Below are 16199 nucleotides of genomic sequence, written 5' to 3'. Positions count from 1 at the left end.
AGCATTCCAATAGCCTTTATGGCTTTGGGATGCTTTTTATACACGGCTATAGCGGTGGATTCTTGTGACATTTGCGGCATACCGGATAGTAAGCTTCATTGCCACCAATCTGGATTTGCTTGCCGCTATATACGGGCTTGCCGTTTTCTACTCGTAGAGCCATAGTAGCTTTGCGCTCGCAGAACCAGCAGATCGTCTTCATTTCCTCAATTTTATCAGCGTAGATCAGCATATATTTGCTGCCTTCAAATAACTGATTCTGAAAATCATTTTTAAGTCCGAAGGCCATTACCGGAATGCCCAGCTCATCAACGATACGCACTAGCTGGAGAATACATTCCTTGCTTAGAAATTGACATTCATCAATAAGTACACAGTGTGGTTTAGGTTGGTTACTGCTGACGATATTATAAATATCTGTGTTCTCATCGATGGGGATTGCTTGTTTCCGAAGCCCAATACGAGAAGAAATAAAACCAACCTCGTCCCGGTCGTCTATGGATGGAGTGAAAATGAGCACCGATTTCCCCTGCTCTTCATAATTATGTGCAACCTTGAGTATCTCAATAGATTTACCACTGTTCATTGCTCCGTATTTGAAAAACAATTGTGCCACTTCCATCTATCCTTTCGTAAAAAACATTGATTATATCTTAAAAATGCGACCATATTAGAGTATCATATTCGGATCAGATGTATCCAGTGAAAACATTGCGATTGATTGGATGTGGTATGATAAGAGGTAATAAGAGATGGGAAAGGAAGTAATAAGTGTGACTGAAAGATTAGACGAATATAAGGAACGGTTAGCTCTTTTGCAGCAGAATGGAGATTTATCCAGTGACACTGAAAGCTTGCTGGAAGAAATGATGGCGGATTTGGTGGAATTGAATCGGAGTAATAAAGCACTGCGTCGAGCAATACTGAAAACTGGACAGGCTTCCACGATGTCAACTCGGTTAAGGGATGCACTGTACGAATAGAAAAAGAGGGTATGCGAATGGCTTTGATTTTCTCTTTTCTCAAAAAATATAAGGTAGCTGCAATAGCTGCCCTTGTAATGATGCTCATTGAATTGACGGTAGAATTATCACAGCCTTTGATCATTTCCAAAATCATTGACTTGGGGATCCGAGAAAAAGATACCTCTGTAGTATGGCTGTGGGGCAGTGTATTGATCGGCAGCGCGGTAGTTGCGTTTACAGCCGGGGTACTCAGTTCTTTTTTTGCTGCCCATGCAAGTCAGAGCTTTGCGTTCGATCTTAGGGACAAATTGTACGAAAAGGTACAGTCTTTTACGTATGAAGTATTTAATCGTTTTGCTACTTCGTCACTGATTACCCGTCTGACTGGCGATGTATCACAGCTGCAGGATACTATTTTTATGAGCTTGCGCTTTATGACACGGGTGCCACTTGTTGTGGTAGGCAGTGTGATTATGGCGTTAGTTGTTCATGTGAAGCTGGGATTACTGCTGACGGTGGCGTTACCTTTGTTGATTTTTTTCCTCTATTGGATTATGAGAAAAGCTTCCTTGTTATTTCGTACGGTCCAGCAGCGTTTAGACGGAGTTAATGGCGTGATTCAGGAGAACCTTACGGGTATTCGCTTGATCCGCGTATTTGTGCGTATGGGGTATGAGATTGAACGTTTCACGGTATTTAGCGGGAATTTGATGAGATCAACAGTGTCTGCCTTGCGTTTGACTGAGACGACGATGCCTTTTGTTATGCTTATTGTGAATGCGGCGATTTTGGCGATTTTATGGTTTGGACGGATAGCCATTTCCAGCGGGGATGCTACTTTGGGTCAGACTGTTGCTGTTATTAATTACTCCTTGCGAACAATTGGAGCGTTATCAGCTATCTCTGGTCTTGTTGTAACGTTTTCCCGCGCTCGTGCCTCCTCTCAACGTGTTTCAGAAGTTATGGAAGCGGGAGCTGGAGTTCGTGAAGGCGGGACTTTGCAAGGTGAGCCGATTCAGGGCCACGTTAAATTTGAAGGCGTTTGCTTTAAGTATCCTAATAGTGATATCTCTGTCCTGGAGGACATTCATTTTGAAGTAGCTGCTGGTGAGCGAGTAGCGATTATGGGGGCGACCGGATCAGGAAAATCCTCACTCGTGAGTTTGATTCCGCGCTTGTATGAAGAGACAGACGGCACCATTTGGATTGACGGTGAAAAAAGTGCTGATATCGATATTTCCAGACTGCGGAAATCGATAGGTTATGTGCCTCAGGAATTGCAGCTTTTCAGCGGATCAATTCGCGATAATATTGCATGGGGCAATGAACACGCCACACTGGAACAAATCCAACAAGCAGCGGGAGCTGCACAAATTCACGAGACGGTAAAAGGGTTGCCAGATGGTTATGACACGATGCTTGGTCAACGAGGGGTTAATCTCTCCGGCGGACAAAAGCAGCGGTTAACGATTGCCCGTGCACTTGTTAGAAAACCGGCTATGTTGATCCTTGATGACAGCACCAGTGCCCTTGATGCGGTTACGGAAGGGCTTTTGCTGGAGGCGCTAAAGGATATCTCCTGTACAACCTTTTTGATTACTCAGAAAATCAGTTCAACGGCATCAGCCGATTTGATCCTGTTGCTGGATGAGGGACGATTAATTGGCAAAGGCTCGCATAAGGAGCTTATGGCAAGCTCCGAGCTGTACCGCAAGATTTATGAATCACAGGTAGAGGAGGCGAAGCAGCATGTTCAAAGCATTAATTGAACCTTTTCGTCATCCTAAACCGAATTTTGAACTTGGCGTGGGACGAAGTCTAGGGACAGCATCTGGCGGCAAACCCAAAGCAAAGGCGAAGGATTGGTCAGGGACGCTGATCCGGATCTGGAGTTATCTAGCTGAGCGTAAAGCCAAGCTTATTCTTGTACTGATCATGGTTGTCTTCAGCTCAGCGCTAGCGCTGCTGGGGCCATACATGATTGGCAGAGCGGTGGATAATTATCTGGAAGGTACCGGCGGGCGATCATGGGTTGTTTTTCTGACAAGCCTTGCTTGTGTGTACATTTTTTATTCTCTGACTTCTTGGCTGCAAAACATATGGATGATCGAAATTGCTCAAGAAACTGTATTACGGATGCGCACGGAGCTATTCTCCCATTTACACCGTCTGCCTATTTCCTTTTTTAATCGGAGACAGCAGGGGGAAATTATGAGCCGTCTTACCAATGATATCGAGAACGTCAGCTCTACGTTGAATAGCTCGGCTATTCAGATATTTTCAAGTGTCTTAACCTTGCTAGGAACCGTAGGGGTTATGCTGTGGCTTAGTCCCTTGTTGACGCTGCTCACATTCCTCGTAGTGCCTTTGATGTTGTTAGGCATGCGCTGGATTACACGCCGTACAGGCCCACTATTTAAAGAACGTCAGCGCAATGTAGGGGAGCTTAACGGTTATATTGAGGAGACCTTATCCGGACAACGGATTATCAAGGCTTTTTCACAAGAGGAACGCGTCATCTCTGGTTTTCATGAACGCAACAAGCGAATTATGCTGTCAGGCTACTGGGCGCAGTCCATTTCTGGTTTCATCCCCAAGCTTATGAATGGTCTTAATAATCTCAGCTTCGCCATAGTTGCAGGAATTGGTGGTCTGCTTGCGATCCGTGGGTCGATTACAGTGGGTGTGATCATCGTATTCGTGGAATATACCCGCCAGTTTACTCGTCCGCTTAATGATTTAGCGAATCAGTGGAATACCTTGCTCTCAGCGGTGGCAGGGGCCGAGCGGGTGTTTGAAGTGCTGGACGAAGAGACCGAGGCTAAAGATGAAGGTGCAGCCAAATCACTTGAAACTGTACAGGGTGCGGTGAAGTTTGAAAATGTAGCCTTTTCTTATGATGGAGGTTCTAACACGCTGCAGGATATCAGCTTTGTAGCGAAGCCTGGCGAGATGATCGCTTTAGTTGGACCTACCGGTGCTGGCAAAACAACGCTAATTGGGCTGTTATCCCGTTTCTATGATCCTAATCAGGGGAAAATCACGCTGGATGGCTTAGATATCACTTCGATTCGGCGGGAAAGCTTGAGAAGTCATATGGCCTTTGTATTGCAGGATTCCTTTTTGTTCAAAGGGAGTATCCGCGATAACATCCGATACGGGAGGCTGGATGCGTCCGATGAAGAGGTTGAAGAGGCGGCTAAGCTGGCCAATGCCCATTCTTTTATTATGCGAATGCCCGAAGGTTATGAACGGATGCTCTCGGCGGATGGCAGCGGTATAAGCCAAGGGCAGAAGCAGCTGCTCTCCATTGCGAGAGCGATTCTTGCTAACCCCTCTATGCTTGTGCTTGATGAAGCAACCAGCAGTATTGATACAGTGACCGAGATCAAGATTCAGGAAGGGCTGCAGGCGCTGATGAAAGGGCGAACGAGCTTCGTCATTGCTCATAGACTTGGCACGATACGTGCAGCTGATCGAATTCTTGTGCTTCAGGGCGGCAGATTATTGCAGCAAGGCTCTCATGAAGAGCTGCTGAAGCAAGGCGGACTGTACAGTGAGTTGGTACAGGGGCGGCGGAAAGAGGCGCTTGATAAGGCGGGTATTTAAGAAAAAGGCGAGAATTTTCAGGGAGCGCAGATTGCGTCCATGAAGTTCTCGCCTTTATGTTATTTATGATAGATAACGAGCACCAGATCGGATGAGCTGGGAGGGTTTGAATGTGGGGAAATCTATTGTACAAATTACAATCAGCAGGGTAATAAGGCTTGATTGTGTGCGGTTCGTGATTCATATGATCAGGTGAATAAATGATGAGATGAAAAAGCTGATCCTAAGTTTAGCATAGCCTCTTAAGAGATCGTTTCCTGCGTTCCGGCTTGTTTCACCTTTTGCTTCTCCTTGAACCTTGGACCTACGTAATTCTTCTTACGGTCCCTAGCCAGAATCCAGCCACCAAGGAAAGTCATGCCAGCTGCGAAGAGCAGCAATCCACCACCGAAATGCAGCCAAGCAAAGTGGGGCACAACAGAATCATCACCATGCATGGATATGTAATCAAAAATATCATCCTTCATCATGAGGAAGCCCTTCATTGCTATTAAGCCCGGAAACACAAGAATAAGGATGGCAATGAAGCGTGAAATTAACAGTTTCATAAGTGTCTCCTACCCCTCTTAGCCCTTTAGATTCACCCATATGATAACGCTTTAGCAAGAAAAAGTCCATTTGCATATGACGTTTATAAGTTTTGTAATAGAGCAAAAAGAGAGTACAATATACTAAGTAAAATGAACTTACGTGTAATGACTGGAGGATACATATCATGACAATTTCATGTGACGTGGCCATACTTGGCGGAGGTACTGGAGGGTATGTGGCGGCTATTCGCGCTGCACAGCTTGGAAAGTCCGTTGTCGTCATCGAAATGGACAAACTGGGAGGAACCTGTCTGCATCGGGGCTGCATTCCTAGTAAATCGCTGCTCCGTAGTGCAGAGGTATATGCTGAAATCAATGAGAGCGAGAGCTATGGCATTGAGACAAGCGGTGTGCAGCTGGTATTCCCAAAGGTACAGAAACGCAAAGAAGCTGTAGTTGAGCAACTTCATCAAGGCGTACAATATTTGATGCGCAAAAATAAAATACAAGTTGTCAAAGGTAAAGGGCGCGTAACGGGTCCTTCTATTTTTTCTCCGCGCAGCGGTGCTGTAGCTGTGGAACTGGAAGATGGGGAGATGGAAACAGTAGTTTCCAGCCATCTTATTATCGCTACGGGCTCACGCCCCCGAGTATTGCCTGGTCTCGAACCAGACGGGAAAGTGATTCTTAGCAGTGATGAAGCTCTCACACTCGAAGAGCTCCCATCCTCTATCATTATTGTGGGCGGCGGTGTAATTGGGGTCGAATGGGCTTCAATGCTGGCTGATTTTGGAGTGCAGGTAACTGTGGTTGAAGCTGCAGGTCAGTTATTGCCTCAAGAGGATGAAGAGATAGCTAAGGAACTGCAACGGTTGTTGAAAAAGCGTGGGGTTAAGGTACTGACTGAAACTACAGTGGATGCTGCAACCTGCCAGGTAACGGAGGATGGAATTTCGATCGAAGCCCGTAAGGGAGAGCAAAGTCAAAGCCTAATGGCAGAAAAATTGCTTGTATCCGTAGGCAGAGTGGCCAACATCGAGAATATTGGTCTGGAAAACACAGACATTCGCTTTGACAAAGGGATTATTGCTGTAAACGCTAGTATGCAGACGGCAGAGCCGCATATTTATGCCATTGGCGACTGCATCGGTGGGCTTCAATTGGCTCATGCAGCCAGTCATGAAGGGATAATGGCGGTTAACCATCTATCTGGTGAGAAGCTACATCCTTATCATACACATTTAGTACCACGTTGTGTCTATACTCGGCCTGAGGTAGCAAGTGTGGGCTACACCGAGAAGGAAGCTAAAGAGCTTGGACATGATGTAGTGATTGGCAAGTTCCCATTCTCGGCCATTGGTAAGGCAATTGTATATGGCCAGAAGGATGGATTTGTCAAAGTTGTAGCGGATCGTAGCAGTGGAGATATTCTTGGTGTGCAGATGATTGGTCCTCATGTGACGGATCTAATTGGAGAAGCGGCCTTGGCACAGCTACTGGATGCAACACCTTGGGAGATTGGTGAAGCTATACATGCTCACCCTACCCTTTCGGAGATTATCGGAGAAGCAATGTTAGCTGTGGATGGAAGATCTATTGGATTTTAGTTTTTCTTAGCTTTTCTTTTTGGGTAGAAAGGGATTATAATATACTCAAGTCAAGTCTTAGTACCAGGTTTTAAGATCAGGGCACAATTGGTCTTAATTCCTGTAAGACTTCAGGCTTTATGAATAAGGAGGTATCTCTTTATGGAACCCCAAGGTACTGTAGAAACGATTAACAGACATAAGCAGCTTGGACTTAGTGACGGCCAGGTCATCGATATGTACAGATATATGTCGCTCGCTCGTAAATACGATGAGCGCAGTCTGCTGCTTCAGCGCGCTGGCAAGATCAACTTTCATGTCTCCGGTATAGGCCAGGAGGCGGGTCAGGTGGCGGCGGCGTTCGCGCTGGACCGGCAAAATGATTATTTTTTACCTTATTACCGCGATTATGCTTTCGTGCTCTCAGTGGGTATGACTACCCGCGAACTTATGTTGTCCGTATTCGCTAAGGCAGAAGATCCAAACAGTGGTGGGCGGCAAATGCCGGGTCACTTTGGCAGTAAACGTCTGCGTATTGTGACAGGATCAAGCCCTGTAACCACGCAGGTCCCTCATGCGGTTGGCTTTGCTCTGGCGGCCAAAATGCAGAAGAAGAAATTCGTCTCCTTTGTAACCTTCGGTGAAGGTTCCAGCAATCAGGGGGATTTTCATGAAGCTTGTAACTTTGCCGGAGTGAATAAGCTGCCGGTTATTATCATGTGCCAGAACAATCAGTATGCAATCTCTGTTCCTGTTCATAAACAGTTAGGCGGCAAGGTTAGCGACCGTGCACTGGGTTATGGATTTCCTGGTGTGCGTGTAGACGGAAACGATCCGCTTGAGGTTTATCGTGTCGTTAAGGAAGCGCGGGAAAGAGCCCTCGCGGGTGAAGGTCCTACGCTGATTGAAGCGATGATGTACCGTTTGTCTCCACACTCCACCTCAGATAATGATCTGGCTTACCGGACCAAAGAAGAGGTTGATGAGAACTGGAAGAAGGACGGCGTAGCAGGATTCCGTAATTACTTGATCGGTCTGGGATTGTGGAGTGACGAGCAAGAACAAGATCTTGCTGCTGAATGCAATCTTGAGCTTAAAGCGGCTATCGAGTATGCCGATAATGCTCCGTTCCCGAAACCGGAAGACACACTGCTGCATGTATACAGTGATTCCGACCTCAAAGGAGGGGCATAAACCATGGCTATAATGGAATATATCGATGCCATCAGGCTCGCGATGAAGGAAGAAATGGAGCGCGATGATTCCGTGTTCGTGCTTGGTGAGGACGTTGGTCTCAAAGGCGGCGTATTTACCACAACTAAAGGTCTACAGGAACAGTTTGGCGAAGAGCGGGTTATGGATACACCCCTCGCTGAATCAGCGATTGCTGGTGTAGCCATCGGAGCAGCTATGTACGGAATGAAACCAATAGCTGAAATGCAATACTCCGACTTTATGCTTCCGGCGACGAATCAAATTATCAGTGAAGCGGCTAAAATCCGCTATCGTTCAAATAACGATTGGAGTTGCCCGGTTGTCATTCGTGCTCCTATTGGCGGCGGGGTGTTCGGCGGTTTGTATCATTCACAGTGTCCAGAATCGATTTTCTTTGGTACACCTGGATTGAAGATTGTAGCGCCTTACTCCGCTTATGATGCTAAAGGATTGCTGAAGGCAGCTGTACGTGATCCTGATCCGGTGCTTTTCTTTGAGAACAAAAAGTGTTACAAGCTGATCAAGGAAGAAGTACCGGAAGGGGATTACACCGTTCCAATTGGCGAAGCTAATCTGCTGCGTGAGGGAACGGATATTACGGTGATTGGCTACAGTCTCCCGCTGCATTTTGCTATGCAGGCTGCGGAAGAATTGGAACGCGAGGAAGGAATTACAGCACATATTCTTGATCTGCGTACCTTGCAACCGCTGGATCGTGATGCGATTATTGCTGCTGCCCGTCAGACCGGTAAGGTATTGATTGTGCATGAAGATAATAAAACAGGCGGAATTGGCGGCGAAGTGGCGGCCATTATCGCTGAGCATTGTCTGTTCGAGCTGGATGCACCAATCTTCCGTCTTTGTGGTCCCGATGTTCCGGCGATGCCAATCAGCCCGCCAATGGAGAAGTTTTTCATGCTAAGTAAAGAAAAAGTGAAGGCGGAAATGCTCCGGCTGGCACAATATTAATTTGTTGAGTAGATGCGAAGCTTCCTAAAACTCAGGTGATGCTGACGAAGCTTCGTAAAACTTTAAGAATATGCTTACGAAGCAAGTTTTACTATGTAGTCTTTCTAAGAGTCAATGCTTCGTAAAACTTTTAAGGAGTGAAAAGATGTCTGACAACCAAAAGTTGACTGACGTGATCATGCCGCAGCTGGCGGAATCGCTAGTATCGGCGACGATCGGCAAATGGCTGAAGAAACCGGGCGATCCGGTAGAGCAATACGAACCAATATGTGAGCTTATTACAGATAAAGTAAATGCTGAATTACCTTCAACGATAGATGGAGTTATGGGTGAACTATTGGCGGAAGAAGGCCAGGTTGTCAATGTCGGCGAAGTCATTTGTCGTATAGCCGTGCCTGTGACTGCATCTGCTGCTGCAAACGTGACTAACACTAACACAGTTGCAGCTAATTCCTCTAATAATGCTGCAGGACAAAGTGCGACTTCAACTGCTGGCGATATGATGCGTGCACGCTATTCTCCTGCGGTACAGACTTTGGCTGCTGAACATAACATCGATCTGACTTTAGTTGCTGGTACTGGTATGGGTGGTCGGATTACCCGTAAGGATGTGCTGACCTTCCTCGAAAGCGGCGGAGCTAGATCTGCTGCTTCGATTTCTGCTAGCCAGCCTGCCCCAATGGCGTCACAACCGCCTGCTCCACAGTTCGTTCAAGCCCAAGAGAAGAAGGCAGAAGAGCCACTTCGCCATTCGGGTCTACACTTGAGCGAATCTCCTCGTATTCCAACAATTGAAGTTGAGGGTGGCAGAGGCAGCAGTTCTGAATACCTGATTGATGTAACGCCAATCCGGAATACAATTGCTACAAGAATGCGTCAAAGTGTCTCTGAGATTCCGCATGCTTGGACAATGATTGAGGTAGACGTGACTAATCTGGTCGCACTGCGCAATAAACATAAGGATGAGTTCAAGCGTAAAGAAGGTATCAATCTAACCTATCTGGCTTTCATGATGAAGGCTGTTGTGAGTGCGATTAAGGATTACCCGATTATGAACTCTGTCTGGGCTGTAGACAAAATTATTGTCAAACGTGATATCAATATCTCGTTAGCGGTAGGTACAGAAGATTCGGTTATCACTCCTGTGATTAAGAAGGCTGATCAGAAAAATGTCGCTGGGTTGGCTCGTGAGATTGATGAATTGGCACAAAAAACACGCGAAGGCAAACTGAGCCTGGAAGATTTGCAGGGAGGGACTTTCACTGTAAATAATACAGGCTCGTTTGGCTCCATTCTTTCTTATCCAATCATTAACTATCCACAGGCAGCGATTTTAACATTTGAATCGATTGTAAAAAGACCTGTGGTCATTAACGATATGATAGGTGTGCGATCAATGGCTAATATTTGTCTGTCGCTCGATCATCGGATTCTGGACGGAGTCATTTGTGGTCGTTTCTTGCAACGCGTCAAGGATAATATTGAAGGATATACCCCGGATACGAAACTTTACTAAAATAATAACGAGCCAAACTGTGCAGGCATGAGACTGAAAAAGGGGACCTGACGGTATGAATAATTCGGATATTCGTAAGCTGCAGATTTCATATGACCCTATTATGGAGTATGGGACGGCCTGGGAGCTGCAAAAAGAAAGTGTGCATGCCATTGATTCTGGCGAGCAGCCGGAGAGACTTATTCTTTTGCAGCATCCGCCTACCTATACTATTGGTTCACAAAATCATCCTGAACATCTTCTCTTGGATCATGAGCAGCTCGAAGAAAAAGGAATCGCGCTGTTTGAAATCGATCGCGGAGGAGATATTACATATCACGGACCCGGTCAGCTTGTAGGTTATCCGATCCTTAAGCTCGGAGAAGATGGCAAAGTGGATTTGCATGGGTACTTGCGCAGTCTGGAGGCTGTTATTATTGATTATTTGGCATCCTACGGTATTGTCGGAGATCGTAAACCGGAGTACACCGGAGTATGGGTTGGCGATGAGAAGATCTGTGCTATTGGTGTGAAGTTTAATAAGAGTAAATTTAGAAGAGGTTTTATTACCAGTCATGGTTTTGCTTTTAACATTTCTGAGGGGATTGCGGCGCGCGGGTTTCAAGGGATTATTCCATGCGGGATCACCGATTTTGGGATAACTTCTCTAGAGGAATGTGCAGGTCGTCGATTTGAGCTTCAAGAGGTGGCTAGAGAGCTGGTTCCATATTTCTTGAAACATTTTCCATATGAAGAGCTGATGGATACTTTCTGTGATATGGCAAAGGTTGATTAGGAACAAACGTGCAGGCCAAATAGCGGCAAGGAGTTCCTAGCCGCTATTATTAATGCTTCCTGAGCAATGTTTAACCTGCAAGGAACGGCTCGATAACCATAAAGAGCGTAGAGGCAATCATGGCAAACAACATGACGTAGATGAAGATCTTGAACCATTTATTACGTTGCATGGGTAACTCCTTTAGATTTAGTTTAAGTTATTAACATGAAGATGGTAATGCCGTACAACCATTGTACCGTATTCACGAAAGAGAGGGAAGTCCAGTGATTTCACAAGACCGATTGATTCAGGAGTTTATGGAACTTGTCCAAGTTGATAGTGAAACAAGAAATGAACGGCAGATTGCTGATGTTCTTAAGAGTAAGTTTAACGAACTGGGTTTAGAAGTGCTCGAAGACGATTCCCAGGAAAGAACCGGACATGGAGCAGGTAATCTATTCATTACCTGGCCAGCTGAGAATGGAGGAGCTGCTCCAAAGCTTCTGTTCACATGCCATATGGATACGGTTGTTCCCGGACAAAATATCAAGCCTACACTTGGTTCAGATGGATGGATTACAAGTGATGGCACTACGATTCTTGGAGCTGATGACAAAGCAGGGCTTGCGGCATTGTTCGAAGCCATTCGCGTGATCCAAGAGCAAAAGCTTCCGCATGGTCAGATTCAATTCGTGATTACAGCGGGTGAAGAATCTGGATTGCTGGGCGCACGTTCGATGGATCCAAGCAACTTGGATGCAGACTTCGGCTTTGCGCTTGATTCCAATGGTGAAGTTGGAGCGATTGCGGTGGCAGCACCGACACAGGCTAAAATCACGATGCAAATCTTTGGGAAATCGGCTCATGCTGGCGTGAACCCAGAGGACGGCATCAGCGCAATTCAAGTCGCTAGCAAAGCGATTGCAGCCATGAAGCTGGGTCGTATTGATAACGAAACCACAGCGAATATTGGAAAGTTCGCTGGCGGCGGCCCAACGAATGTAGTGTGCGATCACGTCCAGCTGGATGCAGAAGCACGCAGTATTGTGCAGGAGAAGGTTGGCGATCAAATCGCTTCGATGCGCGAAGCACTCGAGACAACTGTGCGGGAATACGGCGCAGAATGCGAATTCCGCAGTGAAATCATCTACCCTGCTTTTAGCTTTAATGAACATGATCCGGTAGTGCAGCTTGCACAGCGGGCCATTACTTCTATGGGGCTTACTCCACGTCTGTTCCACTCTGGCGGAGGTAGTGACGCTAACGTGTTCAACGGTCTAGATGTTCCGACTGTTAACCTTGCAGTGGGTTATGAACATATCCATACTACCAAGGAACGGATTAAAGCCGAAGATATCGTTAAAGTGGCTGAACTCGTTGTGAATATTGTAAAAGAGAGCGTAAAGGGCTAACCACCTTATAAAACAGCAGAGCAGCGATTCTACCGTAACGGAGGATTGCTGCTCTGTATTTTTTATGTCGAGTTAGTGTAGCTATATTTAGAGCAATCCAAAAAAGTCATGCGACCTCTAACGCTGCTTTTGGCGACACCCGTGCAGCTATTCCTTAAGAAGAGGAGCATATAGTGTGTTTTTCGTGCCGATAGCGATACTGGGGTCCGATAGAATCGTAAAAGTGGGGAAAAGGTGTGTTTAAGGGCAGCTGAGTCCGATAGCGCCAAGTCCGCCCCCTCTGTTGAGGCGAAAGGACCCAGATGACGCTAAAAGCAAAATTATCGCCATTTGAGCAGAGTTTCGGACACGAGCGCAGCTATTCCTTAATAAGAGGAGCATAAAGTGTGTTTTTCGTGCCGATAGCGTCACTGGGGTCCGATAGCATAGCAAAAGTGGGGAAAAGGTGTGTTTAAGTGCAGCTGTGTCCGATAGCGCGAGTCACACACAGCAAAGAGTCACATTCGATAACACAGAGACACATTACACAGCGCAGAGTCAGCAACGAGTCACATTCGATAGTACTGAGACACATCACATAGCACAGAGACACAACCGATAGCGCCAAGTCCGCTCCCTCTCTTGAGGCGAAAGGACCCAGATGACGCTATAAGCCAAATTATCGCCAATTGAGCAGAGTTTCGGACACGAGCGCAGCTATTCCTTAATAAGAGGAGCATATAGTGTGTTTTTCGTGCCGATAGCGTCACTGGGGTCCGATAGCATCGTAAAAGTGGGGAAAAGGTGTGTTTAAGTGCAACTGTGTCCGATAGCGCCAAGTCCGCCCCCTCTCTTGAGGCGAAAGGACCCAGATGACGCTATAAGCAAAATTATCGCCAATTGAGCAGAGTTTCGGACACCAGCGCATCTATTCCATAAGAAGAGGAGCATATAGTGTGTTTTTTGTACCGATAGCGTCACTGGGGTCCGATAGCATAGCAAAAGTGAGGAAAAGGTGTGTTTAAGGTCAACTGAGTCCGAAAGCGCGAGTCACTTCCAATGGGCAGAGAGCGACAGCACCAAGTCCGCCCCCTCTCTTGAGGCGAAAGGACCCAGATGACGCTAAAAGCAAAATTATCGCCATTTGAGAGGAGTTTCGGACACGAGCGCAGCTATTCCTTAAGAAGAGGAGCATATAGTGTGTTTTTCGTGCTGATAGCGTCACTGGGGTCCGATAGCATAGCAAAAGTGGGGAAAAGGTGTGTTTAAGGTCAACCGAGTCCGATAGCGTACAAAGGTAGGCGCAATAGCAACCTAATCAAACAACTTGTGCTAGATATCAGCATCGTGAGCGATCAACAAGTTATGTATGATGCCAGCATCGTAAGCCTATTAGTCGCTTAATCAAACAACCTGTGCCCAATACCTGCAGCGTAAGCACGATAGCCCCCCTAATCGGGGCGACGCAAAAAGACTGGGGTGCCCCAGCAGCCATTTCATGGCTTTTGAGACACCCCCTATAGTTGTGTGAACATGTATGGCTAAGTCCCAAAGGAGAGGATGAATTTATCCTGCCTTGGACGGAAGAATTGCGGATTGATCGTGCAGGGAAAGAATGTATGCCAAGGGCATATCGCGCCCATACTGCTGGATCCATCCAGCCAAGATGGCCTTTATTTCCTCCGGCTTACCTACCATCATCACTGCGGATGAGCTTGTACGGCTGAAGATTTCATTCATCTGAAATTCCTTCTTTCCCTTTAAGTTTGCTATAATACACCGTATGCACAATAGAGAAAAAGGAGACCAGAAACTTTATGGGAGAACAACATTTGCACAGCAAACCCGAGCTTGATGAAGTGACATTGTCTACACAGCCAGTTTTTGATGGGAAGATTATATCTTTGCAGGTGGACACAGTGAGACTGCCTGATGGAAATACTGCGACACGTGAAGTTGTGAAGCATCCCGGCGCCGTAGCGGTGCTTGCTTTAAACAACAACAAAATGCTTGTTGTAGAGCAATACCGTCAGCCCATGCAACGCACTGAGGTAGAAATTCCGGCTGGGAAGCTGGATAAAGGTGAAGATCCATTAGTTGCGGCTGGTCGTGAACTTCAGGAAGAGACTGGATTTCACAGTGGAGATCTGAAATTGCTTAAATCTTTCTATACTTCTCCCGGCTTCGCCGATGAGATTATTCATTTGTATGTGACTACTAACGCTCAACCAGGGGACATGTCACTGGACGAGGATGAATTTCTAGAGGTTTCGGAGCTTACCCTGGAGGAAGCGTATCAATATATGGCTGACGGGCGCATCGCGGATGCAAAAACGATGATGGCAGTGTACGCTTGGCATCTATACACGCTGACAGGCCAATGGAATTAACAACTGAACTGAAGAGTTTCTATTGCGATTTGCATGTTCATATTGGGCGAACGTCGGAAGGTCAGGCTGTCAAAATTAGCGGCAGCCGCGAGCTTACCTTTGCGGGCATTGCCAAAGAAGCTGCAGAGCGCAAGGGACTAGAAATGATCGGTATTATAGATAGTCATTCACCTGGCGTCCTGCGGGATATTCAGCGGTCTTTGGAATCTGGAGAGATGACATTAGCTGAAGGTGGAGGCATTGCTTACCGAGGGACTACGATCATTCTGGGAACAGAGATTGAAATCCGCGAGCCTGGGCGAAAAGAGTGCCATGTGCTCGCTTACATGCCGGACGTGGAACGCATGACTGACTTTAGTGCGTGGATGAGCCGCTATATGCGGAACGTGAATCTAAGTTCCCAACGCCTGTATGCTCCGGCTAGGGAGCTTCAGGATGAGATTTACGGGCGGGGAGGCATTCTTATCCCTGCACATATTTTCACGCCTCACAAGGGCTTGTACGGCTGTGCTGCCGAGCGTATGGCGGACATCTTTGATCTGGAACGCATAGCTGCGGTTGAACTTGGGCTGAGTGCAGATTCCGAAATGGCTGGATATCTCTCTGAACTGGATGATTTCACGTTTCTAACCAACTCAGATGCGCATTCACTAGGTAAGTTAGGGCGTGAGTATAATGTGATGGAGCTGGCACAGCCTTCGTTCGCTGAACTACGGCTTGCACTGGAACGTAAAGATGGGCGGAAGGTAAGTGCTAATTTCGGACTTAATCCGCGGCTTGGCAAATACCACCGGAGCTATTGCGGGGGCTGTGGCAGTATTATTGATGAGGCTTATGTCAACTCGGATCGTTGCCAGTATTGCGGCAGTCTTAAGCTGGTTAGAGGTGTATTTGACCGGATCCTAGATATTGCAGACCGCAATACGCCGCTGGTACCTGCTGACCGTCCACCCTATCATTATCAGGTTCCGCTTGAATTTATCCCGGGGTTAGGGAAGGCGAAGATGAACGCGTTACTGCAAGCGTTTGGAACTGAGATGAACATTTTACATGGTTGTGGTGAAGCGGAAATTGCCAGCGTTGTAGGTGCGGATCTGGCGTCGATGATCGTCCAGGCCCGCTCTGGAATTTTGGAGCTATCAGCAGGCGGTGGCGGGACGTACGGTAAAGTGGTTCAGCCCATAAAGTAGAGTCATTACCTGAAGGACAAGTCATATCGCGGGACGTTTTCTCATATGGTGTAACATGTAACCGGAAAGGGGAACGTCCCA

Annotated in this window: 15 protein-coding genes; 11 read left to right on the top strand and 4 right to left on the bottom strand. The window is 46.8% G+C overall.

Annotated elements, in window-relative coordinates; translation table 11 throughout:
• Positions 1-46: 46 nt before the first annotated feature.
• Positions 47-616 carry a thymidine kinase gene (locus MHB37_RS22625; RefSeq protein ID WP_036676019.1) on the bottom strand — a complete coding sequence of 190 codons (570 nt, stop codon included), beginning with the start codon at positions 614-616 and terminating at the stop codon, positions 47-49.
• A gap of 136 nt (positions 617-752) precedes the next feature.
• On the opposite strand from MHB37_RS22625, the gene MHB37_RS22620 reads away from it, so the two are divergent.
• The 3 genes from MHB37_RS22620 to MHB37_RS22610 are packed head-to-tail and all read left to right on the top strand — an operon-like array spanning position 753 to position 4574.
• The gene (locus MHB37_RS22620; RefSeq protein WP_036676022.1) at positions 753-983 is read left to right on the top strand and encodes a hypothetical protein; all 231 of its coding nucleotides are present in this window, start codon (positions 753-755) and stop codon (positions 981-983) included.
• 17 nt (positions 984-1000) lie between these two features.
• On the top strand, positions 1001-2734 hold the full coding sequence (locus MHB37_RS22615) for an ABC transporter ATP-binding protein (protein ID WP_076184143.1): 1734 nt from the start codon (positions 1001-1003) through the stop codon (positions 2732-2734).
• Positions 2715-4574: an ABC transporter ATP-binding protein gene (locus tag MHB37_RS22610; protein ID WP_076184140.1), complete on the top strand. Its 1860-nt coding sequence runs from the start codon at positions 2715-2717 to the stop codon at positions 4572-4574. The genes MHB37_RS22615 and MHB37_RS22610 overlap by 20 nt, the downstream gene beginning before the upstream one ends.
• 242 nt (positions 4575-4816) lie before the next feature.
• Here the strand turns inward: MHB37_RS22610 and MHB37_RS22605 are convergent, their stop codons facing one another.
• On the bottom strand, positions 4817-5122 hold the full coding sequence (locus MHB37_RS22605) for a DUF2627 domain-containing protein (RefSeq protein ID WP_076184138.1): 306 nt from the start codon (positions 5120-5122) through the stop codon (positions 4817-4819).
• 167 nt (positions 5123-5289) lie between these two features.
• Here MHB37_RS22605 and lpdA point away from each other — a divergent pair, with 167 nt between their 5' ends.
• The 5 genes from lpdA (at position 5290) to lipB (ending at position 11165) form a co-directional block, all read left to right on the top strand.
• Positions 5290-6711, top strand: coding sequence for a dihydrolipoyl dehydrogenase (lpdA, locus tag MHB37_RS22600; protein ID WP_076184136.1), 1422 nt, complete (start codon positions 5290-5292; stop codon positions 6709-6711).
• A 141-nt stretch (positions 6712-6852) separates the two neighbouring features.
• Positions 6853-7884 (top strand): thiamine pyrophosphate-dependent dehydrogenase E1 component subunit alpha, encoded by a 1032-nt coding sequence (locus MHB37_RS22595; protein ID WP_076184133.1) that lies wholly within the window; start codon positions 6853-6855, stop codon positions 7882-7884.
• Positions 7885-7887: 3 nt separating this feature from the next.
• The gene (locus tag MHB37_RS22590; RefSeq protein WP_036676034.1) at positions 7888-8874 is read left to right on the top strand and encodes an alpha-ketoacid dehydrogenase subunit beta; all 987 of its coding nucleotides are present in this window, start codon (positions 7888-7890) and stop codon (positions 8872-8874) included.
• 145 nt (positions 8875-9019) lie between these two features.
• On the top strand, positions 9020-10390 hold the full coding sequence (locus tag MHB37_RS22585; RefSeq protein WP_076184130.1) for a dihydrolipoamide acetyltransferase family protein: 1371 nt from the start codon (positions 9020-9022) through the stop codon (positions 10388-10390).
• Between the two features lie 55 nt (positions 10391-10445).
• Positions 10446-11165: a lipoyl(octanoyl) transferase LipB gene (gene lipB, locus MHB37_RS22580; protein ID WP_339244282.1), complete on the top strand. Its 720-nt coding sequence runs from the start codon at positions 10446-10448 to the stop codon at positions 11163-11165.
• A 70-nt stretch (positions 11166-11235) separates the two neighbouring features.
• Here lipB and prli42 read toward each other — a convergent pair whose 3' ends face one another.
• The gene (gene prli42 / locus MHB37_RS22575) at positions 11236-11337 is read right to left on the bottom strand and encodes a stressosome-associated protein Prli42 (RefSeq protein ID WP_094872112.1); all 102 of its coding nucleotides are present in this window, start codon (positions 11335-11337) and stop codon (positions 11236-11238) included.
• A 94-nt stretch (positions 11338-11431) separates the two neighbouring features.
• Between prli42 and MHB37_RS22570 the strand changes: the two genes are divergently transcribed.
• Entirely contained in the window at positions 11432-12559 is a 1128-nt protein-coding gene (locus tag MHB37_RS22570) for a tripeptidase T (RefSeq protein WP_076129490.1), read from the top strand.
• A gap of 1545 nt (positions 12560-14104) precedes the next feature.
• Here MHB37_RS22570 and MHB37_RS22565 read toward each other — a convergent pair.
• Positions 14105-14278 (bottom strand): hypothetical protein, encoded by a 174-nt coding sequence (locus MHB37_RS22565; protein ID WP_162636775.1) that lies wholly within the window; start codon positions 14276-14278, stop codon positions 14105-14107.
• A 77-nt stretch (positions 14279-14355) separates the two neighbouring features.
• Here MHB37_RS22565 and MHB37_RS22560 point away from each other — a divergent pair, with 77 nt between their 5' ends.
• Together MHB37_RS22560 and MHB37_RS22555 are read left to right on the top strand one after the other, a co-directional pair.
• A complete protein-coding gene (locus MHB37_RS22560) occupies positions 14356-14928 on the top strand; it encodes an NUDIX hydrolase (RefSeq protein WP_036676048.1) in 573 nt (190 codons plus the stop codon).
• Positions 14919-16118: an endonuclease Q family protein gene (locus MHB37_RS22555; RefSeq protein WP_405168564.1), complete on the top strand. Its 1200-nt coding sequence runs from the start codon at positions 14919-14921 to the stop codon at positions 16116-16118. The genes MHB37_RS22560 and MHB37_RS22555 overlap by 10 nt, the downstream gene beginning before the upstream one ends.
• Positions 16119-16199: the final 81 nt, after the last annotated feature.

It is taken from the genome of Paenibacillus sp. FSL H3-0286, assembly GCF_045040705.1.
Lineage (GTDB): Bacteria > Bacillota > Bacilli > Paenibacillales > Paenibacillaceae > Paenibacillus_AQ > Paenibacillus_AQ odorifer.
The sequence above is the reverse complement of the archived record's forward strand: the minus strand, read 5'-3'. Positions and strand labels throughout refer to the sequence as shown.